The organism is Salinibacterium sp. GXW1014 (assembly GCF_044769865.1).
In the GTDB taxonomy this organism is placed as follows: Bacteria; Actinomycetota; Actinomycetes; order Actinomycetales; family Microbacteriaceae; genus Homoserinimonas.
On sequence record NZ_JBIZWA010000001.1, the window covers coordinates 42039 to 62839 of the forward strand.

The window sequence follows — 20801 nt, forward strand, 5'->3', positions numbered from 1 at the left end:
TCTCCCGCGCGAATGACGCGGCCACGCAGTGAATCGGGGAGCCCCACGTGCGTTACTCCCTGTCGGTCAGCTGCCAGGCATCCTCGTTGCCAGACGCCTCGACCTCATCGTAGCCGCTCGTCATGGCAGCGACAGGGTCTTCGGCGTGCGAAGCCTGAGCGGAGGGGACGGCGGGCGCGGCCGAGGAAGCCGGCGGCTCCTCCCCGCGCAGGCGCGCCAGCACGCCGGGGAGCTGCTCGGGCGTGACCAGCACGTCGCGCGCCTTGGACCCCTCCGAGGGGCCCACAATCTCGCGGGACTCCAGGAGGTCCATGAGGCGCCCCGCCTTGGCGAAGCCGACACGGAGCTTGCGCTGAAGCATCGAGGTCGAGCCGAACTGCGTGCTCACGACGAGTTCCGCGGCCGCGAGCAGCACCTCGAGGTCATCGCCGATGTCGCTGTCGATCTGCTTCTTCTCGGCAACCTCGGTGACGTCCTGCCGGTATTCGGGCCGCGCCTGCTGCGTCACGTGCTTGACGACCGCGTTGACCTCGTCTTCGCCGACCCAGGCACCCTGCACGCGGATCGCCTTGTTGGCCCCCATGGGGAGGAACAGGGCATCGCCCTGGCCGATGAGCTTGTCGGCACCGGGCTGGTCGAGGATGACGCGGGAGTCGGTCATGCTGCTCACCGCGAACGCGAGTCGGCTCGGCACGTTGGCCTTGATGAGGCCCGTGACGACATCGACGCTCGGCCGCTGCGTCGCCAACACGAGGTGGATGCCGGACGCGCGGGCGAGCTGCGTGATGCGCACGATCGAATCCTCGACGTCGCGAGGTGCGACCATCATGAGGTCCGCAAGCTCGTCGACGACGACGAGCAGGTAGGGGTAAGCCTTGAGCTTTCGCTGGCTCCCCTCCGGCAGCACGATCTCGTTGTTGATGACCGCAGCGTTGAAGTCGTCGACGTGCCGGTAGCCGAAGCTCGCGAGGTCGTCGTACCGCATGTCCATCTCCTTCACGACCCACGCGAGCGCCTCAGCGGCCTTCTTGGGATTCGTGATGATGGGCGTGATGAGATGCGGAATACCGGCATAGGGCGCGAGTTCCACCCGCTTCGGATCAATGAGCACCATGCGCACCTCGGATGGCTTGGCGCGCATGAGGAGCGAGGTGATCATCGAGTTGACGAACACCGACTTGCCCGAACCCGTCGAACCGGCGACAAGGAGGTGAGGCATCTTGGCGAGGTTGGCGACGACGAAGCCACCCTCGACATCCTTGCCCACACCGATCGTCATGGGGTGACGGCTGGCGGTGCTCGCCTTCGACCGCAGCACGTCGCCGAGGGAGACGATCTCGCGGTCGGTGTTGGGGATCTCGATACCGATCGCGCTCTTGCCGGGGATGGGCGAGAGGATGCGCACCTCGTTGCTCGCGACCGCGTAGGAGAGGTTCTTGCTGAGCGCCGTGACGCGCTCGACCTTCACGCCGGGACCCAGCTCGATCTCGTAGCGCGTCACCGTCGGACCACGGCTGAATCCCGTGACCTTCGCGTCGACCGAGAACTGTTTGAGCACCTCGGTGATCGCTGCGACAACATCGTCGTTGACCTGCGACCGCGACTTGGGAGGCGTGCCCTGCTTCAGGGTCGACGATACGGGGAGCCGGTAGGGTGCCTGCGGACGCTCGGACTCTGCGTCGAACTCCCCCTGGCGACCCTTCTCCGACGCCGTGTCGCTGAAACCGGGAAGGAGCTCGACGGCAGAGTCGCCGTCGTCGCGGATGCCCGTGCCCTGGCCAGCGGCCGGCGGCACCTCACCCGTGAAGCGCTTGACCGCATCCTCCGCCTTCGCGAGTTCCTCGAGCAGCTCGACGCCGCCGAAGGGGTTCTCGGTCACGGGAGGCGCATCCGTCGGCACGATGTCGGTCTCGTTGGCGCGCGCAACGACGGGGCTGTCGAAGGCGGGATCGGTCTCGCGCTGCGACTTGTTGCGGCGCCACCAGGGCAGCGTTGCCGCCTCCTCGGGGTCGATGCCCAGGTCGCCGAAGTCTGTGATCTCGGTTGTGGCATCCGCCTTCGAACGTTCCGCACCCTCGGGGAGCTGCTCGCCGAAGAGGTAGGCGTAGAGCTCGCGGAAGCGGCGACCGATGCGGTTCGGTGGCGTCTTGGTGATGATGAAGATCGACAGCAGGAGCAGTACGCCCATGAGCGCGACGCCCAGCCAGGCGACGCCGAGCTGCACGAAGGGCTGGCCCGCGATCCAACCGAGGATGCCGCCCGCGTAGGCGAGCGCGACAGGACCGTCGGTCGGCTGCGGCGTGCCGCCGAAGATGTGACACAGGCCACTCACGCTGACGAGGAGCACGGCGAGCCCGATGCCGATGCGGCCGTTGTCATTGACGGAGGCCGGATGCCGGAAGAGCCACAGCGCGAAGAGCACCATGATCACCGGGAGCGCGTAGGCGACCCTGCCGAAGAGCCCGCCGAAGGTCCAGGCGTCGAGCGCCATCGCGACCGGGTCATTCGGCATGAACCACTCGACCACGGCGCCCGCGATCGCGAGCAGGAAGATGAAGAAGGGCACGCCGTCGCGGCGCTCCTCCTTGGCGAGCGTCTCGCGCCCGAAGAGGCGGGCGGCAGCGCCCACGACGTGGGCGGCACCGAGCCAGGCGCTCGTGACGACGCCGCGCTCCGGCGCAGGTGGCTGCGCGGGGAGTTTCTTCGTTGCCGCCGTGCGCGCGGGAGCCTTCGCGTTGCGCGCCGAAGCGTTCCGCGCGCGCGACGTCGACTTGGTGCTCGTAGCCATGCGACCACGGTACCTGCGGCCACCGACGAAGGCCGGTTAGGGGTGCGGCGTGGTCGGGATACCGCTCTAGGCCTCGATCACGACCGGGACGATCATGGGCCGGCGACGGTGCTGCGTGTTGACCCAGCGGCCGACCGTGCGACGGATGACCTGGCTGAAGGCGTGAGCGTCGCGCGTGCCGTTCTCGGCGGCCTCCGCGAGGGCCTTCACCACCTGTGGCTTGACGGCGTCGAACACGGCCTCGTCCTCCGCGAAGCCGCGGGACTGGATCTCCGGCCCGACGATGACGCGGCCCGTCTGTGCGTCGATCGCGGCGAAGATCGAGATGAAGCCCTCCTCGGCGAGGATGCGGCGATCCTTGAGGTCGGCATCCGTGATCTCACCGACGGTCGAGCCGTCGACGTAGACGTACCCGAGGTCGAGCTGGCCGACCACGGTCGCCTCGCCGTCGCGCAGGTCGATGACCGTACCGTCCTCGGCGATGATCGTGTTCTCCTCCGGGATGCCCGTCTGCACCGCGAGCTGCTGGTTGGCGACCAGGTGCCGGTATTCACCGTGCACGGGAAGCACGTTCTTGGGCTTCAGGATGTTGTAGCAGTAGAGCAACTCCCCCGCGCTCGCGTGGCCGGAGACGTGCACCTTGGCATTGCCCTTGTGCACGACGTTGGCGCCCAGCTTGGTGAGACCGTTGATGACGCGGTAGACCGCATTCTCGTTGCCCGGGATGAGGCTCGACGCGAGGATGACAGTGTCTCCCTTGCCGATCTCGATCTTGTGCTCGAGGTTCGCCATGCGGGCCAGCACCGCCATGGGCTCGCCCTGCGACCCCGTGCTCATGTAGACGATCTTGTCGTCTGGCAGCTGGTCGGCCTTCTTCTGGTCGATCAGCACCCCCTCGGGCACCTTGAGGTACCCGAGCTCGGCCGCGATGCCCATGTTGCGCACCATCGACCGGCCCATGAAGGCGACCCTTCGCCCGTTCGCGTGGGCGGCATCCAGCACCTGCTGCACGCGGTGCACGTGGCTCGAGAAGCTCGCCACGATGACCCGGCGCGGCGCCTTGGCGATGACCGACTCGAGCACGGGACCGATGCCCCGTTCGGGCGCGGTGAAGCCCGGGACATCCGCGTTGGTGGAGTCGGGGAGGAAGAGGTCGACCCCCGCCTCGCCGAGGCGCGCGAAGGCGCGCAGGTCGGTGATGCGGTCATCGAGGGGCAGCTGGTCCATCTTGAAGTCGCCCGTGTGGAGGACGGTGCCGGCGACGGTCGTGATGTGGACGGCGAGGGCATCCGGAATCGAGTGGTTCACGGCGACGAACTCGAGATCGAAGGGACCGAACGTCTCCTTCTGCCCCTCCTTGACCGTGAGGGTGTACGGCGTGATGCGGTGTTCCTTGAGCTTCGCCTCGATGAGCGCGAGCGTGAGGTTCGAGCCGATGAGCGGGATGTCCTGCCGCAGGCGCAGCAGGTAGGGAACGGCGCCGATGTGGTCTTCATGGCCGTGCGTGAGCACGACGCCCAGCACGTCGTCGAGTCGGTCGCGGATGGGTGTGAAGTCGGGAAGGATGAGGTCGACGCCGGGCTGGTGCTCCTCGGGGAAGAGCACGCCGCAGTCGACGATCAGGAGCTTGCCGTCGATCTCGAAGACCGTCATGTTGCGGCCGATCTCGCCGAGACCGCCGATCGGGATGACCCGGAGCGTTCCTGGCTTGAGCTTGGCGGGTGCGTAGATGTGTGAGTTCATGGCGTCCTGTGGTGTCGCGGCCCGCAGGCCGATGGAAGGGCCGCTAGCCCCCGGTATGAAGTTGTGGGTCGCTGCTTGGTCAGCGAGTCGTGCCTGCCACCTTGGGCAGGGCACCGCCGGCCGCCGCGTTGCGGTCGGGACGGAAGTTGCCGAGGTCGAGACCAGGGATGTCGCCGACGAGCGCGAGCTCGTCTTCGATCACGGCGGCCTCGAAGTCCTCCGGGCCCACGAGGGGCAGCCGCACGCGAGGAGAGCCGATGCGCCCGAGACCGTGCAGGATGTACTTGGCTGCGACCGTGCCCGGGACGTGGGTCATCGTGGCGCGGACAAGGGGCTCGAGTGACTTGTGGGCGACAGTCGCGGTGGTCAGGTCACCAGCGTTGACCGCGTCGACGATGACGCGGTAGGGGGCGGGCGCAATGTTCGCGGTGACGCCGATGAGCCCTGTCGCGCCGATCGCCAGGTGTGGCAGCACATTGGCATCGTCGCCCGAGAAGTACATGAGATCGGTCTGGTTGAGCACCCGACTGACCTCCGAGAAGTCACCCTTGGCATCCTTGACCGCGAGGATGTTGGGGTGCTGCGCCGCTCGCAGAATCGTCTCGTAGCGGATGGGAACGCCCGTGCGGCCCGGAATGTCGTAGAGAATGACGGGAAGATCCGTCGCATCGGCGATGAGGCGGAAGTGGGTCAGGATTCCGGCCTGGGTCGGCTTGTTGTAATACGGCGTGACGATCATGACGCCATCAGCGCCAGCCTTCTCGCTCGCCTTGTAGAGCTCGATCGCGTGTGCTGTCTCGTTGGAGCCACCACCCGTGATGATCTTGGCGCGATCACCCGCAACCGCCTTCGCCACCTCGACCAGGCGAATCTTCTCAGGGTCGGTCAGGGTGCTCGTCTCACCGGTCGTGCCCGTGACGACGATGCCGTCCGCTCCCCCGCTCACGACATCATCGATGTGCTTCTCGACGTCATCCCACGCGACCTCACCGTCTGCCGTGAAGGGCGTGACGAGGGCTACCAGTACCTGGCCGAAGGGATTGTCGAGAGAGCTCACACACCGAGATTACCGCTCGCACGCGGCATCCGAGCCATCGAGACGACACCGAGACCAGTTTCAATAGTTCCAAATATTCATATATAGTGGATGCATGAACCTGCCAACCTCCGATCTGCCCGTCGCCCAGGTCAAGGCAGAGCTCTTCAAGGCCATGGGCCACCCCGCCCGTATCCGCGTGCTGGAGGCACTCTCTGAGGGCGAACGAACCGTCGGCGAGATCGCCGGCATGGTCGATCTCGAGATGTCCACACTGTCGCAGCAGCTCGCGGTGCTGCGCCGAGCGGGGGTCGTCACGACCAGGCGGCAGGGCAACAGCATCCACTACGCGCTTCGGGACGAGCGGATGTCGCAACTCCTCGCGATCGCGCGGCAGATCATCGTGAGCAACCTCCGCGACTCCCGCGAGATGCTCGAGAGCCTCGACCGCAGGCCATGACGGAGCAACAGCCGAAAGGGCGAGGGCGGCTGCGCTCACTACTGCCCGGCCCCGCAGACCTGCACGCGGCCCGCCGGTCCCCCGGGCGTGACCTCGTCGCGGGCCTCACGGTCGCGGTCGTGGCCCTGCCGCTCGCGCTCGCCTTCGGCGTCGCATCCGGCCTTGGAGCAGAAGCGGGACTCACCACCGCCGTCATCGCGGGCATCATCGCGGCCGTCTTCGGCGGCAGCAACCTGCAGATCTCCGGCCCCACGGGGGCCATGACGGTCGTGCTGCTGCCCGTCGTGCACGACTTCGGCGCCCAGGGCGTGCTACTCGTCGGCGTCATGGCCGGCATCATCCTCGTCGCGCTCGCGGTGTCGGGCATTGGCCGCGCCGTGCGCCTGCTGCCGACCTCGCTCATCGAGGGCTTCACCGCGGGGATCGCGGTCGTCATCGTGCTGCAGCAGGTTCCCTCCATGCTGGGGCTCGACCCGGGCGAGGGAGAACAGGTCTGGGCCATCGCTGGCGACGCTGTGGCGCGATGGACCACCGACATCGACGTGACACCCCTGCTCATGACGCTCGGGGTTGCGGCGGTCATCCTCCTCGGCGCGAGGCTCCTCCCCGCGGTTCCCGCCTCGATTCTCGTGATCATCGTTGCGACGCTCATCGCGGAGTTCTTCGACCTCGGCCTGCCCACGATCGGCGCGATTCCCGCGGGCATCCCCGCCCCCACTGCTGACTTCATCGACCTCTCCGCCGTTGCAGCCCTCATCCCCTCGGCCCTCGCGGTGGCCGCCCTCGCGGCCCTCGAAAGCCTCCTCTGCGCCACCGTCGCCGACTCCATGAGCGTCAACGAACGGCACGACCCCGACCGTGAACTCCTCGGTCAGGGCCTTGCCAACATCGCGGTGCCCTTCTTCGGTGGTGTTCCCGCGACGGCAGCGATCGCCCGCACCGCGGTCAACGTGAGGGCGGGCGCCCGCTCACGCATCGCCGCAATCACGCACTCCCTCGTGCTCCTGGTCGTCATCTACGCCGCCTCCGGCCTCGTCGGCCACGTTCCACTCGCCGCGCTCGCGGGCGTGCTCCTCGCGACCTGTGTGCAGATGATCGGCTTCGGGTCGATCTGGGCGTTCGTGCGCGCGACGCGGGCCGACGCGATCGTGCTGATCCTCACCTTCGCCATCACGGTCGCGGTCGATCTGGTCACGGCCGTCGTTGTCGGCGTCATCGTTGCCGCCCTGCTGGCCCTCGGGAGCGTCTCGCGCAGCGCCCGCCTCGAGCAGGTACCGCTCGAGGAGGACCGTGGCGACCACAGCGCGGAGGAACTCGCCTTGCTGTCGGACCGCATCGTCGCCTACCGCTTCGACGGGCCGCTGTTCTTTGGTGCCGCCCACCGTTTCCTGCTCGAGCTCACCGGCGTCTCGGATGTCGATGTCGTGATCCTGCGGATGTCGCGCATCTCCACACTCGACGCGACGGGCGCGACGATCCTCGACGACGCCGTGCGGCGCCTCGAGGCCCGCGGGATCGCGGTGCTCATCTCGGGAGTGGACCCCGTGCACAGCCGCGTGCTGCGCACGCTCGACGTCGCGCCCCACCTGCGGGAGACCGGCAGGGTGTTCGAGCACACCCCGCAGGCGATCACCTATGCACGAGAGCTCGTCGCTGGGCGTTGACGAACGCCCTGCAGTTCGGCACGACTTAGGCGCGCTCGTAGCTCACGAAGCGGTAGGAGAGCCCCGAACGGGACTCGTGCCAGCCCTCCTCGGGGTCCGACCGCACGACCTTCCACTCCGGCCCGATCACGGGGGCCTTGGCGTCGCCCTCGAAGACGGCCCTGATCTCGGTCACCTCGAGCCGCTCGGCCTCGTCGATCACGGCAGCATAGATCTCGCCGCCGCCGATGACCCACGCCATGTCATCCGGATCGACGTCGTCAGCGGCCATGACGAGCGCGTTCGCGACCGAGGGGGCCGCCTCGGCGCCCTCTGCGGCCCATCGGCTCTGGCGCGTCACGACGATGTTGCGTCGACCCGGCAGCGGGCGGAAGCGCGGTGGGAGGGAGTCCCAGGTCTTGCGGCCCATGATGACCGGCCCGCCGAGTGTGACCCGCTTGAAGCGTGCGAGGTCTTCCGGCACGTTCCACGGCATGATGCCGTTGCGGCCGATGATGCCGCCCTCCGCCTCGGCCCAGATCAGGCCAATCCTGGGGTTCGTCATACGGCAACCGCCGCCTTGATCGCGGGGTGGTGCTGGTAGTTCTCCACCGTGAAGTCCTCGTACTCGTAGTCAAAGATGCTTTCCCGCTGCCCCGCGATGCGGAGCGTCGGGGAGGCATACGGTTCCCGCGTGAGCTGCTCGGTTACCTGGTCGACATGGTTGTCGTAGATGTGGCAGTCACCGCCCGTCCACACGAACTCACCGAGTTCGAGGCCCGTCTGCGCCGCCACCATGTGCGTCAGCAGCGCGTAACTGGCGATGTTGAAGGGTACGCCGAGGAACATGTCGGCGCTGCGCTGGTAGAGCTGGCACGAGAGCTTGCCATCGGCGACATAGAACTGGAAGAGCGCGTGGCACGGCGCGAGCGCCATCGAGGGAACGTCGGCAGGGTTCCATGCCGACACGATCAGACGCCTCGAATCGGGATTGCTGCGGATCTGCTCGATCACCTCGCTGATCTGGTCGATCTGCTCGCCGCTCGGCGTCGGCCAGGAGCGCCACTGCACACCATAGACGGGACCGAGTTCGCCCGCGGCATCCGCCCATTCGTCCCAGATCGTGACGCCGCGCTCCTGCAGCCAGCCGACGTTGCTCTCGCCCCGAAGGAACCAGAGCAACTCGAGCGCGATCGACTTGAAATGCACCCGCTTGGTCGTGATGAGGGGAAAGCCCTCGGCGAGGTCGAACCGGATCTGTCGGCCGAACACGCTTCGCGTGCCCGTTCCTGTCCGATCGGATTTGTGGGTGCCGTTGTCGAGGACATCGCGGAGGAGGTCCTCGTAGGGTGTGGGGATCGTCGCGCTCATCGGCTTGATGCTACCTCTCGCGATCGTTGCGGGCGAGGGCGATGGCCCTTCGCACCGCCTGGCGTGCGCGTCGGCGGTCGCCGCTCGCGTCATAGGCCAGGCCAAGGCGCAGCCAGGACTGCCACGACTCGGGAGAGGCCTCGACCTCGGCCTTGTAGGCGGGGAACGCGGCATCCGCCGCTTCGCGGATCGGCCGACCGCTCGCGCGGACCGGCACCGAGTGCTCGGGCAGTCGGCCCTCGTGCTCCAGGCGTGCCAGGAGACGTTCGCTGCGCACCCCGAAGAGCACCTCGCTGACGAGCCCCCACACTGCGATCAGGGGCAGCACCGCGAGGGCCGCTCCCATCACGGCCGCGACGGCATCGCCGCTGAGGATGAGGGTGACCGCCAGCTGGCCGACCGCCCAGATGTAGAGCACGAGGAGGGCCGCCATGACGACGACGCCGAGCTTCTTGACCACGATCAGGCCTCGTCAGCCGTGAGCGCACCGAGGTCGAGCAGGTGCTCAAGCCCGACGGTCACACCGACCGCATCGGGGAGGGCCGCGAGCGCGAGTCGGATGCCCTGCTCGTAGGCGGCGGGCGAGATCGTGTCGTGCACGACGCTCAGGAGCTCCCCCGTGCCGCCGAAGATGACCTCCTGGCGGGCGACGACCCCGTGCAAGCGCAGGCTGTGCACGGGGATGCCCGCCACCTGCTGGCCGCGAGCGAGCTGGTCGATGTGCGGCGCCTCGACGGGCCCCTGCGACCTGCGCGCCTTCGCCATGAGCTCGGCGGTGCGCACGGCCGTGCCGGAGGGCGAGTCGACCTTTCCGGCGTGGTGGGCCTCCAGGATCTCGATCGAGTCGTAGAAGCGGGATGCGACCATCGAGAGCCTGGTCGCCAGCACAGAGCCGAGCGAGAAGTTGGGGATGATGATGACGCCCGCCTCGGGCGCCGCTGCGAGCGCGCCACTGAGGCCCTGGATGCGCTCCGCCGACCAGCCCGAGGTGCCGACGAGCACCTTCCGCCCGTGCTGCACCGCGAACTCGACGACGTCGGCGCTCACGTCAGGGCGCGTGACATCGACGACGAGGTCGGCCGCGAGCATCTCCTCGAGGGATGAGGACGAGTTCATGGACGCCACCAGCTCGAGGCCGGGCTCCTGCTCGACGATGCGTGCGATGAGTGAGCCCATCCTGCCGTTCGCGCCGACGACGGCGACCTTTGATGCCATGGGGCAAATCTACCAAGGACCGCCCGACGTCGATCTCGGCTCCTAAGCTGGAGGCATGCCCGTCTTCCGCGAAGCGAGCGTCGCCGACGACGACGCCCTCGCCCTCCTGACCGAGTATTTCTCCGCCCGCGCGGAGTCATTCCCCGCCGGCCCGGAGGCGTACCGCACGGTCTTCCCCTCCCCCGACGACTTCGTGCCGCCGCGAGGCGTGTTCCTGATCGTCGAGGGCGAGGACCTCGCAGGGGACGCCGCGGATGTCGGATGCGGTGGCATCCGGCGCATCGCCCCCTCTGAGACGGGTGCGGCCCGCTTCGAGGTCAAGCACCTCTACGTGCAGCCGCACACGCGCGGCACCGGGCTCGGAGCGGCCCTCCTCGCAGAGCTTGAGCGGCGGGCCGTCGAACTCGGCGCCGACGAGGTCGTGCTCGACACGAACGCGAGCCTCGAGTCAGCCGCCCGCCTCTACAGCAAGGCCGGCTATCAGACGATCGAGCCCTACAACGACAACCCCAACGCCAACAATTGGTACGGGAAGGCCGTGCGCGACACCCCTCAGTAGGGCTGGTCGACGGGCAGCCCCGTGCGCAGCTCCGGCGGGAGATGGCCCAGGTCGTTGTGCGTGATGAGCTCGGGAGCCTTCACGGTGCGGACCCGGATGATCGTGAGCCCGCAGTTCGCCTGGTTGATGCCCATCCATCGCCACGAGGAGGCGGAGAAGACCTCGCGCACGAAATTAGCGATCACGAAGTTGTGCGTGATGAGGAGCGTGTGACGGTCTTCGAGCGACGGGGTCATCCACTCGCCGATCGCGTCGGCCATCTGGGCCTCGCCTGCCTCGATCTGCGCCTCCGTCACGGAACCGAAGAACGGCTCGAAGGCGGCGGGCATGTCTGCGCCGGGCCCCGAGGGCACGCAATCGAAGAGAAGAGCAGACGGCTCTGAGGTGATGCCCGGGAGGCGCTCCGTGATGGTGTTCGCCGTGTCCTCTGCCCGCTGCAGCGGCGAATGGAACACGCTCGTGAACGGAACCCCGCTCAGTCGATCAGCGATGAGCGTCGCCTGACGCTTTCCACGCGCCGAGAGCGGCCCGTCGGGGAGGCCGTGCTCGGCGTCCTGTTGCTCGCCGTGACGGACGAGATAAATGAAGTGGGACATCGTCGTCTCACTCTCCTTCGATTGTGGTGAACTGCGGGCGGGTTCGAGCGTGGATGCCCTCGAAGGTGGCGTCGTCGACCCGGCCGACCGCCGCGAGCGCGACAGGGCCTCGCGACAATTCGTCGGCCAACTCGGCCACCGCATCCGTCGTGACGAGAGAGAGTCGACGCAGCGCCTCATCGAGGTCGAGGAACTCGCCGAGCATGATCTCTGCCCGGCCGAGCCGCGACATCCGCGTGTCTGAGTCCTCAAGGGCGAGGGCGGATGCTCCTGCCAGCTGGCCGAGGGCACGATCGAGTTCGCCCTGGGTGATGCCACCGCTCGCGACGCCGCGGAACTCATCGAACATGAGCTCGGCCACCGTGCCTGCCTTGGCGGGAGAACAGGCGGCGAAGAGGCCGAACACGCCCGCATCGGAGTAGCTCGAGGCGAAGGAGTACACGGCATAGGCAAGGCCCCGCCGTTCGCGCACCTGCTGGAACAGGCGAGACGACATGCTGCCGCCCAGCACCGAGTTGAGCACCGTGAGCACGCTGCGGCGGTCGTCGCTCGCCGGTAGTGCAGGGACGCCGAGGTAGAGGTTGACCTGCTCGCTCGGACGCTCGACCACGAGGCTCCGCGCCTGGGGAACCCAGGCACCTGCGGCAGGCGGGCGCCTGGGGGCGGAGGCGCGCTCGACGCCCAGGTCCCACCCGCCCGCCGACAGGTGACGCTTGACCGCCGCGACCAACTCGTCGTGGTTGACCGCTCCCGCGACCGTCACGACGAGGTCGTGGGGCGCGTAGTGCGCGCGGTAGTGCGCGTGCACGGCATCGCGCGAGACGGCGGCAATCGTCTCGGGGTTACCGCCGATGGGCCGGCCGAGCGGATGCTCGCCGAAGATCGCCTCGTAGAATCGCTCGCCCGCGTAGTCGCCGTTGTCATCGTCGGCCATCGCGAGCTCTTCGAGAATGACGCCGCGCTCGGTCTCGAACTCGACAGGGTCGAGAAGAGACGAGGTGATCATGTCGGCAAGCACCTCAACTGCCATCGGCAGGTCGGTGTCGCGCACCTTCGCGTAGTAGCAGGTGTATTCCTTGGCCGTCGCGGCATTGTGTTCGCCGCCAACCTCGTCGAAGGCGACGGCGATGTCGAGCGCGCTGCGAGAGCGGGTGCCCTTGAAGAGGAGGTGCTCAAGGAAATGCGTCGAACCGACCGCGTGCGGCTCCTCGTCGCGCGAGCCGACCGCCACCCAGAACCCCACTGTGGCGCTGCGAGCGGACGGCACCCGCTCCGTGAGGATGCGCAGGCCGGATGGCAGGACACTGCGCCTGACGAGGCATCCACCTGCCGCCTCGTAGGTCTGATCTCCCGCCGAGAGGGGTAGCTGCATCGCGCCGTTCATCACTTCGAGCCTACGGCACGTGCTTCGCACGACGTCCCCGCTCCGCCCCGCGCTCGCGATTGTCCGGGTGCGAGCAAATGCCCCCCGGAAACTGGGAAATGTACCCCGGAACGCCGACATACAGAGCTGTCTGTCCCCGTCGATCTTGCTAGCCTGAACTCATCAGGAACACGGGGCACGCCCCGGGAACCGGCTCCACCAAACCCGAGGTGGGGGGGGCCTGCACCAAGGCCTGCAATAGTCGAGAATCACACCCGCGAACCCGAATCGCGACGTGCTCCGGCGGAAGACCCGAGATTCCGCCGGAGCCCGCTCTCGCACCAGTGATCATCTAGCCAAACCCCGAGGGAGTCAGGTCGTGGCTGTAGACGAAGCGGGCGGCGCAATGCAGCGCGGCTCCTCGAGTGCCCTTTCGACCGACCCTCCACGCACGGGGCTGAGCATTCCCTCCGACGCGACCGCGCCGGTCTTCGCCTCCGGCCCAGGAGCCAGGGGACGCATCCTCGCGACAGCCATGCGCCTCTTCTACTACGAGGGCATCCGCTCGGTCGGGATCGATCGGCTCATCGCCGAATCCAGCGTGACGAAGGCGACCTTCTACAAGCACTTCGGCTCCAAGGACGCCCTCATTCTCACCTACATGCAGTGTGTGCACGAGGAGGCCGTCGCGACCGTCAATGCGCTCGCCGCCGACGCCGGAGATGGCGCCTCGACGCTGCACGCACTGGTTGCACACCTGCAGCGCGACGCGCAGCGCGACGACTTCCGCGGCTGCCCCTTCATCAACGCGGCTGGTGAGTTCCCCGACGCCTCGCATCCCGTGCGCACGATCGTCACGACCCATCGTGACTGGTACACGGCCTTCATCTCAGAGCAGTTCCGCCTCGCGAGGCATCCGCTGCCCGGCGACGCAGCGGACGAGTTCATCCTCGTGCGCGACGGAGCGATGGTTGGTGGCTATGTCGGCGACTCCGTCGCCACGACCGCCGCCCTCTCCCGGCTCGGCGATCACTGCCTCGCCGGCCTCTGACGACGAGGATCAATCCGAGGCTGCGTCGAGCGCTGCCATTTGCTGTCGAGTCAGCGCCATCTGCCGCGACTGCATGACGTCGAGGAGCTCCTCGGTCGAATGTGCCGCGACGACAGCGGCAGTCACGCCCGGCTTCGAGATCGCCCAGGCAGCCGCGACACGGGCTGGAGAGGCGTCATGTTCCTTCGCGATGATCTCGAGCCTGTCAAGCACACGGAGGCCCCTTCGGTCGATGTGAGCGAGCGCCTTCGACCAGATCGGTGAATCCACCGCGGCGCTCTTGTCGCGGTACAGCCCCGTGAGGAACCCGTGCGCGAGCGGACGACGAGCGAAGAACGCCGTGCCGGTCGTCGCGACATACGGCGCCAGCTCCCGCTCGAACGCGCCCCTCGTGACGAGTGAGTACTCGTTGAAGATCGCCGCGACCCGCGGGTACCTCGCCTCCTCGGAGCGCGTATCAATCGCCCGGATGCGGGCGGCCGCATGGTCAAGCACCGCGACGTGCCCCACCTTGCCAGCGCGGCAGAGCATGTCGAGCGCCTCGAGGGTGTCGTCCAGCGGCACGGTCGGGTCGTCCCCGTCGAGCGTGAGGAGGTCGATACGGTCGACGCCGAGGCGCCGCAGGGAGGCCTCGGTCGCCCGGGCGACGATGCGGGGCGCGAGGCCGCGGGCATCCGGATGTCGCCCGATCGTTGTCGCCACGACCATGCCTGCCGAGCCGCGCGAGCGCAGCCACGAGCCGATCATGACCTCGCTGCGCCCACCCGCGAAATGGTCGGCGGTGTAGATGAGATTGCCGCCCGCGTCACGGAAGGCGTCGAGCATCGACGCGGTCTCCTTCTGCCCCGAGACCCAACCGAATACTCCGCCATCGACGCCGACGGGAGCGACCGACAGACCTGTGCCGGTGATCGCTCGCATGAGACCAAACCTATTGGCGATATACGGTTCCATACACCCCCGGCCGGGCGCGAATGGCGCATGGGTCGAACGCCCGGGCACCCAACAGGCTTCGGTGGCAAGCTGGGATGAGGAGGTCACCATGTCTGAATCACAGAAGGTCACCCGACAGGAGGCGCTGACAAGCGACTCGGGGCGCACCTGGCTCATCGTCGCCGGCGTGATCGCCGCACTCTGCCTCGTGATGCTCTGGTTCATGCGCGAATTACCGCCGCTCGGCGCCGCGACAACAGGCATGGTCTCGATCGTCATCGCCTACCTCGCGATGGTCGCCATCCGATTCGGCGTGGCCCGCAGCCGTCTCAAGCTCGGGCTGCTCGCGGTGCTGACCATCGCCATCGTGCTCATCTTCATGACGGTCGGCTGGATCACGGTCTTCGCCGCTTAAGACGACGGATGCCCGCCGCGCGTTCCTGGGGAACGCGAGACGGGCATCCGCTGGGCTGTGCCGGAGGACTAGCCCTCCTGCGACTCGCCCTCTGCAGCCTCTGCAGTCTCGGCCTCGTCGATGACGGGGGCGAGGGAGAGCTTTCCGCGGTCGTCGATCTTGGTGATCTCGACCTGGATCTTCTGGCCGACGCCGAGCACGTCTTCGACGTTCTCGACACGCTTGCCACCGGCGAGCTTGCGCACCTCCGAGATGTGGAGGAGGCCGTCGCGGCCCGGCATGAGCGAGACAAAGGCGCCGAAGGTCGCGATCTTCACGACCGTGCCCAGGAAGCGCTCGCCGACCTCAGGGTTGAGGGGGTTCGCGATGGCGTTGACCGCCATGCGGGCCGCCTCGGCCGAGGGGCCGTCGACCGCACCGATGTAGACCGTGCCGTCGTCTTCGATTGAGATGTCGGCGCCCGTGTCGTCCTGGATCTGGTTGATCGTCTTGCCCTTCGGGCCGATCAGCTCACCGATCTTGTCGACGGGGATCTGCACCGAGATGACGCGAGGCGCGGTGGGCGCCATCTCGTCGGGGGTGTCGATCGCCGAGTTCAGCACGTTGAGGATGGCCGTGCGGGCCTCCTTCGCCTGCTTGAGCGCACCATCGAGCACCGACGACGGGATGCCGTCGAGCTTGGTGTCGAGCTGGATGGCCGTGATGAACTCGCTCGTGCCGGCGACCTTGAAGTCCATGTCGCCGAGCGCGTCTTCAGCACCCAGGATGTCGGTCAGCGCCGCATAGCGCGTCTCGCCATCGACCTCGTCGGAGACGAGGCCCATCGCGATGCCCGCGACGGGAGCGCGCAGCGGCACACCCGCGTTGAGCAGCGACAGGGTCGATGCACACACGGAACCCATCGAGGTCGAACCGTTGGAGCCGAGAGCCTCGGACACCTGGCGGATCGCGTAGGGGAACTCCTCGCGGCTCGGCAGCACCGGCACGAGGGCGCGCTCGGCGAGGAAGCCGTGCCCGATCTCGCGACGCTTCGGCGAACCAACGCGGCCGGTCTCACCGGTCGAGTAGGGCGGGAAGTTGTAGTGGTGCATGTAGCGCTTCTTGGTGACCGGGCTCAGCGAATCGATCTGCTGCTCCATCTTCAGCATGTTGAGCGTCGTGACGCCCATGATCTGCGTCTCGCCGCGCTGGAAGATCGCGGAGCCGTGCACGCGCGGGATGACCTGCACCTCGGCGTCGAGCGGACGGATGTCAGCGAGGCCGCGGCCGTCCATGCGCACGCCCTCGGTGAGGATGCGGTCGCGCACGATCTTCTTGGTGACCGACTTGTAGGCGGCAGACACCTGGCCGTTGGCCTCGGCGGGAAGCTCCCCTGCCTCAACCTTGGCGGCGATGGCCTGCTTGACCTCGGCCTTGAGCGCGTCATCCGCGTCCTGGCGCTCGACCTTGCCGGCGATCTGGTAGATCGAGGCGAGGCGCTCCTGCGCGAGCTCGGCGACCGCGTCGTAGGTGCCCTGGTCGTAGGCGGTGAAGACCGGGTAGTCCTGGATCTCCTTGGCCGACTGCGCGGCCAGCTCAGACTGTGCCTTGACGAGCTGCATGAGGAACGGCTTGGCCGCCTCGAGGCCCTGTGCCACAACGGTCTCGTCGGGCTTGATGGCGCCGCCCTGGATGAGGTTCCACGAACCCTCCGTGGCTTCGGCCTCGACCATCATGATGGCGATGTCTTCGTTGCCCTGCGCGTCGACGACGCGACGGCCGGCGACCGTGAGGTCGAAGACGGCACCCTCGAGCTGCTCGACGGTTGGGAATGCAACCCACTGGCCGTCGATGAGCGCGAGACGGATGCCACCGATCGGGCCGCTGAAGGGCAGGCCCGAGATCTGCGTCGACGCCGAAGCGGCGTTGATCGCGAGGGCGTCGTAGAACTCGCCCGGAGCGATGCTCAGGACGGTGATGACGATCTGCACCTCGTTGCGGAGGCCGTCGACGAAGGACGGGCGCAGCGGCCGGTCGATCAGGCGGCAGACGAGGATGGCCTCGGTCGAGGGGCGACCCTCGCGGCGGAAGAACGAGCCGGGAATCTTGCCCGCGGCGTAGGAACGCTCTTCGACGTCGACCGTGAGCGGGAAGAAGTCAAAGCCTTCGCGCGGCTGCTTGCCGGCGCTCGTCGCGCTCAGCAGCATGGTGTCTTCATCGAGGTATGCAGCAACGGCACCCTGTGCCTGCTGCGCGAGACGACCGGTCTCGAAGCGGATGGTGCGCTTGCCGAACTTGCCGTTGTCGAGAACGGCCTCGGCGAACTTGATCTCTGGACCCTCCATTAAGGGCTTCTCCTTTGTTTACCGTCGCCCCCCGTGTGGGCGCGACTCATACATCGGAGCAGGAGCGGGCAGTCAGGGGCACACGCGTTTGCGCGGGCGCCGGGCTCTGGCCAACAGTAGAAAACCACCGTGCCCCTGTGCGGGAAACGGGAACTCACCACCGGTGACCAGCCTCGTGCCGGCCTGCTCCGTTTTGTTTTCTTGCTCTGGTCGCATGACTGCAACCTCGGGGAGTCTATCAGCGACTCCCCGGGCGGGACAGGGGCGCGCGGCATCCCTCTTAATCACATGAGCATCACAGGACGGGCAGGCGAGCCGCGCCTACCGTGGAGGCATGATGGCCACACCGACACTTGAAGACATCACCGAACTGGCCGACCGCCGCTCGATTGCGAGCGTCATGATCTCGATGCCGACGTCTCCTGTCGCCTCGGAGGTCGAGCGGTTGCGCCTCGACTACAAGAACTCGGTCCGCGAGGCCGAGCGGCAACTAGAGGCCGCAGGGGTGGGCACGGATGCCCGCGCCGCCGTGCGCCGCAACCTCGACGACCTCGTCGAGGGCGACTTCTGGACCCATCTCGCCCAGGGCGCCGTCGTCTTCGCGTCGCCGGACTTCGCCCGCGAGTACAGGGTGCGAACGGCCGTCCCCGCACGAGTCGCGGTCGCCGACCGCTTCGACGTCGGCCCCGTACTGCGCTCCATCGCGCTCGCGCGCACCGGCTACGTGCTCGCGATCACGGAGGGCTCAGTGCGACTCGCCTCCATCGCTGCAGACACCGGCCCGACCGAGGTGCCACTCGAACTGCCCGCTGACCTCGGCAGCGTGCTCGAGCACGCCGAGAACGATGGGGGCGCCGACCGGCAGAGGGCCAAGGGGGCGATGGGCGACAAGATCGAGCTCCGCAAGTACTGCCGCATCGTGCAGGACGCCGTGACACGCGCGATCGATGGGCGCGAGCCCCGCCTCGTGCTCGCCGCGAGCAACGAGCTCGCGACCGCATATCGGGAAGCCAACACGTACCCACGCCTGCTCGCTGAGGGCATCGACTCGAACCCGTCATCCCTCAGCCTGCAGGACCTCGACACGGCGGCACGAGAGGTGCTCGTGAACGACTACGAGCGCTCACTCGCCACCTGGCGCGAGACCTTCGGCACGCGACTGAACCACGGCCGCGCGAGCGTCGACCTGCAGGAGATCGCGCGGGCCGCCACCGTCGGCGCTGTCGAGGAACTGCTCTTCGACATGGCCGACGACACCCAGGGCCTCATCGCCGAGGACGGCAAGGTCAGCGACCCTCCCCTCACGGAGGCCTCGACCTTCGGCATCTTCGATGAGATCGCCATGCGCGTCATCCGCACGGGCGGCACGGTGCACGCGGTGCGCCGAAGCGACCTGCCGGGGTCGACGGGAATCGCCGCCATGCTGCGTTTCGAGCAGGAGGGCGCGAACGCCTGAGCGCCGATGCGCCCGTCAGCTGGGCTGGAATCCACCCAGCCCGGCTGCCGCGTTCGCGAAGCCCCATGGGTCGTCATTCGCACCCGCGCGGTCGCTCGCCTCGACCCTGCTCGCGAGCTGACGTGCGGCCCGCTCGATGCGGGCCGCGAGTTCGCCGCCGGCCTCCGAGCCCCAGTCGTCCGTCGCCGCGAACACACCGGTCGCGACCGGTTCGGCGCGCAGGTAGGCGAAGAGCGGACGCAGGGCGTGCTCGATCACGAGCGAGTGGCGCGGGGTGCCGGCCGTGGCCCCCAGCAGCACGGGCATCTGCTCCAGGGAGGCAGGGTCGATCACGTCGAAGAACGACTTGAAGAGCCCGCTATAGGAGGCGCTGAAGACGGGGCTGACGACGATGAGTCCGTCGGCACCCGTGACGGCGTCGATCGTGGCCTCGAGTGCCGGCGATGCGAAGCCCGTGAGCATCATGCTCGTGAGGTCCCGCGCGTGGTCGCGCAGCTCGACGGTCGTGACATCGACCTCGATGCTGCGCTCCCCCAGCGCTTCGACGGTCGCCTTGGCGAGCCGGTCCGCGAGCATGCGCGTCGACGAGGGCTGACTGAGCCCGCCGGAGACGACGGCGAGACGGCGTGTGGCGGTCATGAGGCGACCTCCGCCTTCTCTGCGGCGGCCTGAACCGCGGCCTCTGCCTTGCGAGCATCGTGAGTCGGGGCATCCGGAACCTCGGCGGGACGGTTCTTGGCGAACTCCTCGCGCAGCACCGGCACGACCTCGCCGCCCAGGATGTCGAGCTGCTCGAGCACGGTCTTGAGAGGAAGGCCAGCGTGGTCCATGAGCCAGAGCTGGCGCTGGTAGTCGCCCACGTAGTCGCGGAAGCCCAGCGTGCGGTCGATGACCTCCTGGGGGCTGCCGACCGTGAGCGGGGTCTGCGAGGTGAACTCCTCGAGGCTCGGGCCGTGGCCATAGACGGGCGCGTTGTCGAAGTAGGGGCGGAACTCCGTGACGGCGTCCTGCGAGTTCTTGCGCATGAAGACCTGCCCGCCGAGGCCGACGATCGCCTGCGCGGCCGTGCCGTGGCCGTGGTGCTCGAAGCGCTGGCGGTAGAAGTTCACCATCTTCGCCGTGTGCGAGCCTGGCCAGAAGATGTGGTTGGCGAAGAAGCCATCACCGTAATACGCCGCCTGCTCGGCGATCTCAGGGCTGCGGATGCTGCCGTGCCAGACAAAGGGGGCGACCCCGTCGAGCGGCCGCGGCGTGGACTGGAAGCCCTGCAACGGGGTGCGGAACTGGCCGCTCCAGTCGACGAAGTCCTCCCGCCAGAGCCGACGCAGGAGGGCGTACTTCTCGAGTGCGAGCGGGATGCCCTGGCGGATGTCCTCGCCGAACCACGGGTAGACCGGGCCGGTATTGCCGCGGCCGAGCGTGAGGTCCATGCGACCGTCGGAGAGGTGCTGGAGCATCGCGTAGTCCTCCGCGAGCCGCACGGGGTCGTTCGTCGTGATGAGCGTCGTGGCGGTCGAGAGGATGAGCTTCTCGGTCTTCGCGGCGAGCCAGCTATTGATCGCGACGGGGCTCGACGGGAAGAACGGCGGGTTGTGGTGCTCCCCCATCGCGAAGACGTCGAGGCCCACGGCTTCGGCGTGCTGCGCGATGGTCACGATGTCCTTGATGCGCGAGGCATCCGTGGGCGTGTGGCCCGTCGTCGGGTCGGTGGTGATGTCGCCGACGCTGAAGATGCCGAACTGCATCTGCCCCATGTCCTTCTCCTTGCTTCGATACGTTTGCATGTATCAAGACAAACGCACGGATGCCCCGGATATTCCCACCTTGCGAACCTTCTCAATGACGGGG

The 20801-nt window shown here is 67.8% G+C and carries 19 protein-coding genes; 6 read left to right on the forward strand and 13 right to left on the reverse strand.

All coding sequences use genetic code 11. From position 1 onward, the window contains the following. Positions 1–52 precede the first annotated feature (52 nt). From ACIQK7_RS00235 to dapA, 3 genes are all read right to left on the reverse strand, one after another. Positions 53–2788 (reverse strand): DNA translocase FtsK, encoded by a 2736-nt coding sequence (locus tag ACIQK7_RS00235; RefSeq protein ID WP_403020028.1) that lies wholly within the window; start codon positions 2786–2788, stop codon positions 53–55. 66 nt (positions 2789–2854) lie between these two features. After that, entirely contained in the window at positions 2855–4531 is a 1677-nt protein-coding gene (locus tag ACIQK7_RS00240) for a ribonuclease J (RefSeq protein WP_403020031.1), read from the reverse strand. Positions 4532–4610: 79 nt separating this feature from the next. Next, positions 4611–5588, reverse strand: coding sequence for a 4-hydroxy-tetrahydrodipicolinate synthase (dapA, locus tag ACIQK7_RS00245; RefSeq protein WP_403020034.1), 978 nt, complete (start codon positions 5586–5588; stop codon positions 4611–4613). Between the two features lie 94 nt (positions 5589–5682). Between dapA and ACIQK7_RS00250 the strand changes: the two genes are divergently transcribed. Together ACIQK7_RS00250 and ACIQK7_RS00255 are read left to right on the forward strand one after the other, a co-directional pair. After that, on the forward strand, positions 5683–6027 hold the full coding sequence (locus tag ACIQK7_RS00250) for a metalloregulator ArsR/SmtB family transcription factor (protein WP_325209005.1): 345 nt from the start codon (positions 5683–5685) through the stop codon (positions 6025–6027). Continuing rightward, positions 6024–7691 (forward strand): SulP family inorganic anion transporter, encoded by a 1668-nt coding sequence (locus ACIQK7_RS00255; protein ID WP_403020038.1) that lies wholly within the window; start codon positions 6024–6026, stop codon positions 7689–7691. Before ACIQK7_RS00250 ends, ACIQK7_RS00255 begins: the two co-directional genes overlap by 4 nt. A 25-nt stretch (positions 7692–7716) precedes the next feature. Here ACIQK7_RS00255 and ACIQK7_RS00260 read toward each other — a convergent pair whose 3' ends face one another. Genes ACIQK7_RS00260 through dapB form a run of 4 tightly spaced genes read right to left on the reverse strand, consistent with a single transcriptional unit; the run spans position 7717 to position 10256 of the window. After that, on the reverse strand, positions 7717–8235 hold the full coding sequence (locus ACIQK7_RS00260) for a dihydrofolate reductase (protein ID WP_403020041.1): 519 nt from the start codon (positions 8233–8235) through the stop codon (positions 7717–7719). After that, complete coding sequence (locus ACIQK7_RS00265; RefSeq protein WP_403020043.1) at positions 8232–9041, reverse strand: thymidylate synthase; 810 nt, start codon at positions 9039–9041, stop codon at positions 8232–8234. The genes ACIQK7_RS00260 and ACIQK7_RS00265 overlap by 4 nt, the downstream gene beginning before the upstream one ends. 10 nt (positions 9042–9051) lie before the next feature. Beyond that, positions 9052–9501 carry a hypothetical protein gene (locus ACIQK7_RS00270; RefSeq protein WP_325209019.1) on the reverse strand — a complete coding sequence of 150 codons (450 nt, stop codon included), beginning with the start codon at positions 9499–9501 and terminating at the stop codon, positions 9052–9054. Positions 9502–9503: 2 nt separating this feature from the next. Then, a complete protein-coding gene (dapB, locus tag ACIQK7_RS00275) occupies positions 9504–10256 on the reverse strand; it encodes a 4-hydroxy-tetrahydrodipicolinate reductase (RefSeq protein ID WP_403020046.1) in 753 nt (250 codons plus the stop codon). Positions 10257–10311: 55 nt separating this feature from the next. On the opposite strand from dapB, the gene ACIQK7_RS00280 reads away from it, so the two are divergent. Beyond that, positions 10312–10815: a GNAT family N-acetyltransferase gene (locus ACIQK7_RS00280; protein WP_403020047.1), complete on the forward strand. Its 504-nt coding sequence runs from the start codon at positions 10312–10314 to the stop codon at positions 10813–10815. On the opposite strand, the gene ACIQK7_RS00285 is transcribed toward ACIQK7_RS00280, so the two are convergent. Both ACIQK7_RS00285 and ACIQK7_RS00290 read right to left on the reverse strand, forming a co-directional pair. Next, positions 10809–11411 (reverse strand): histidine phosphatase family protein, encoded by a 603-nt coding sequence (locus ACIQK7_RS00285; RefSeq protein WP_403020049.1) that lies wholly within the window; start codon positions 11409–11411, stop codon positions 10809–10811. The genes ACIQK7_RS00280 and ACIQK7_RS00285 overlap by 7 nt on opposite strands. 7 nt (positions 11412–11418) lie before the next feature. Further along, a complete protein-coding gene (locus ACIQK7_RS00290; RefSeq protein ID WP_403020051.1) occupies positions 11419–12795 on the reverse strand; it encodes a M16 family metallopeptidase in 1377 nt (458 codons plus the stop codon). Between the two features lie 358 nt (positions 12796–13153). Between ACIQK7_RS00290 and ACIQK7_RS00295 the strand changes: the two genes are divergently transcribed. Beyond that, positions 13154–13825 (forward strand): TetR/AcrR family transcriptional regulator, encoded by a 672-nt coding sequence (locus tag ACIQK7_RS00295; protein ID WP_403020053.1) that lies wholly within the window; start codon positions 13154–13156, stop codon positions 13823–13825. A 9-nt stretch (positions 13826–13834) separates the two neighbouring features. On the opposite strand, the gene ACIQK7_RS00300 is transcribed toward ACIQK7_RS00295, so the two are convergent. Next, on the reverse strand, positions 13835–14746 hold the full coding sequence (locus tag ACIQK7_RS00300; protein ID WP_403020055.1) for an aldo/keto reductase: 912 nt from the start codon (positions 14744–14746) through the stop codon (positions 13835–13837). Between the two features lie 121 nt (positions 14747–14867). Between ACIQK7_RS00300 and ACIQK7_RS00305 the strand changes: the two genes are divergently transcribed. Then, the gene (locus ACIQK7_RS00305; protein ID WP_403020057.1) at positions 14868–15173 is read left to right on the forward strand and encodes a hypothetical protein; all 306 of its coding nucleotides are present in this window, start codon (positions 14868–14870) and stop codon (positions 15171–15173) included. Between the two features lie 68 nt (positions 15174–15241). On the opposite strand, the gene ACIQK7_RS00310 is transcribed toward ACIQK7_RS00305, so the two are convergent. Then, positions 15242–17497 carry a polyribonucleotide nucleotidyltransferase gene (locus ACIQK7_RS00310; RefSeq protein WP_403020060.1) on the reverse strand — a complete coding sequence of 752 codons (2256 nt, stop codon included), beginning with the start codon at positions 17495–17497 and terminating at the stop codon, positions 15242–15244. 334 nt (positions 17498–17831) lie between these two features. Here ACIQK7_RS00310 and ACIQK7_RS00315 point away from each other — a divergent pair, with 334 nt between their 5' ends. Continuing rightward, positions 17832–18953 carry a hypothetical protein gene (locus ACIQK7_RS00315; protein WP_403020062.1) on the forward strand — a complete coding sequence of 374 codons (1122 nt, stop codon included), beginning with the start codon at positions 17832–17834 and terminating at the stop codon, positions 18951–18953. A 15-nt stretch (positions 18954–18968) separates the two neighbouring features. Here ACIQK7_RS00315 and ACIQK7_RS00320 read toward each other — a convergent pair whose 3' ends face one another. Further along, positions 18969–19592 carry an FMN reductase gene (locus tag ACIQK7_RS00320; protein WP_403020063.1) on the reverse strand — a complete coding sequence of 208 codons (624 nt, stop codon included), beginning with the start codon at positions 19590–19592 and terminating at the stop codon, positions 18969–18971. Continuing rightward, on the reverse strand, positions 19589–20698 hold the full coding sequence (locus tag ACIQK7_RS00325; protein ID WP_403023885.1) for an LLM class flavin-dependent oxidoreductase: 1110 nt from the start codon (positions 20696–20698) through the stop codon (positions 19589–19591). Before ACIQK7_RS00325 ends, ACIQK7_RS00320 begins: the two co-directional genes overlap by 4 nt. Positions 20699–20801: the final 103 nt, after the last annotated feature.